The sequence below is a fragment of the Streptococcus sp. GMD5S genome, from assembly GCF_000298715.2.
Taxonomy (GTDB): domain Bacteria; phylum Bacillota; class Bacilli; order Lactobacillales; family Streptococcaceae; genus Streptococcus.
Window position 1 is genome coordinate 1 of the sequence record NZ_AJRG02000045.1, and the last position, 1,554, is coordinate 1,554.

1 protein-coding gene is annotated in these 1,554 nt (G+C 37.9%); it reads left to right on the forward strand.

The window, feature by feature from the left end:
* On the forward strand, positions 1-1,554 hold a 1,554-nt coding region (locus GMD5S_RS0209645; protein ID WP_016893878.1), incomplete at both ends, for an isopeptide-forming domain-containing fimbrial protein.

Below are 1,554 nucleotides of genomic sequence, written 5' to 3' on the forward strand. Positions count from 1 at the left end.
GACTAGTCGTTTTACTTTTTTCTATTTTTCTTATTCCGCTTCAATCTTATGCGGCTTTAGAAGAAATAAAAAACGGAACGGATATCTCAACCTTGGATATTCGTAAGTTTAATTTGAACATCAACAATTTTAGTGTTTTATCTAAATCACAGGCTGTTGATCAGTTTCATTTATCGAATCCCCACTATGAATATCTCTGGGGTGGTGCCTATCCAGGCGAGATGGAGAACTTTACTCTTAAAGTAGATAAAAGTAAAAAACAGGATCAAGTTTTTGAAAATCCTCTTTCTCTAAAATTCACAAATATTGGGACAGTTAATGGTAAGCAAGTAGATGCTTACTTAAAATTCAATAAGGTAACTCTTCACTATCTAAACACTGCTCAGGCAGAATCTGAGATGAATAGTGCTCAAAAATCTACTGTTGAATTTTTCTCTATTTCAGAATTGTGGGAAAATAATGCTTTTGAAATTGGGAATGTTCCCTATGTAGATGCAGCTCATGACTACATTATGAATAAGGCTTTTTGGCTTGATGCGGATGTAACAGCAGAGTTGCGTTATGCAGATGGTTCCGAGACAGATTTGAAGTTGGTTATGAAGCCAACAGACATCGATGCAATGGATGCCAACAACTTGAAGGAAACCTTCTATGTTAAGGATTATCAAAATGATGTTAATCTTCGTTTGATGAATAATGCCAATGTCTTAAGACAGGAAGATCAAGGAGATCGAACTGCTTGGGTAGCAACTCAGATTACAAGCGGTAGCTATTCTGAGAACAATATCTCTGGTTTTGCCCTTCGATCAAATAGTAATAGTATGAATTTTGGTTACTCATCAACAGAGGTTGCTTCGGCCGTCTTTGGTCTTTATATTGAAAAAATTGATCCGAGCCCTGTTCTAGCAGTGGATCCTACAGAGATTCCAGCTAAGGAAGGACAAGATGTAACCTATAAAGCTACGTTTAAAGTTCCGGTTCCAGGTAAGGACATTTTAGCAACGCCTTCATCTATCGAAATGGTTCAGAAATTTGATGAGCGCCTTAATTATCAAGGACTTAAAGTGGAATCAGGTGGAGTGACTTTACAGGAAGGGCGTGATTATACTATTGAAAAGAATGGTCAAACTGTTACTGTTAAAATGACACCTGAATACATAAAAGCAAATTCTTCTGCTGAAATTATTGTAACTTATAATACTACTACAAACAAAAAAGTAGAAGAAAAAGGTTCTGGAAAGATTGACAATACTGTAACATTGCATGTTGATAATTTATCAGCTCCTTCTAATCAGGTAAGCACGGCCCTCCTTTATGAAAAACATCATGAGTTTGTGAGTGGAACCCCAGGCAAAGAACTTCCACAAGAAGTGAAAGACCTGCTTCCAGCAACAGAAAAGAACTTGTCTAATGGTACTCAAGTAACGCCAACACAACCAAGCCAAACAGAAGTGAAGACGGCAGAAGGTACTTGGAGCTTCAAGGCCTACGACAAGGCATCAGAAACCATCAATGGAGCAGATGCCCACTTCGTAGGCACCTGGGAATTCACTC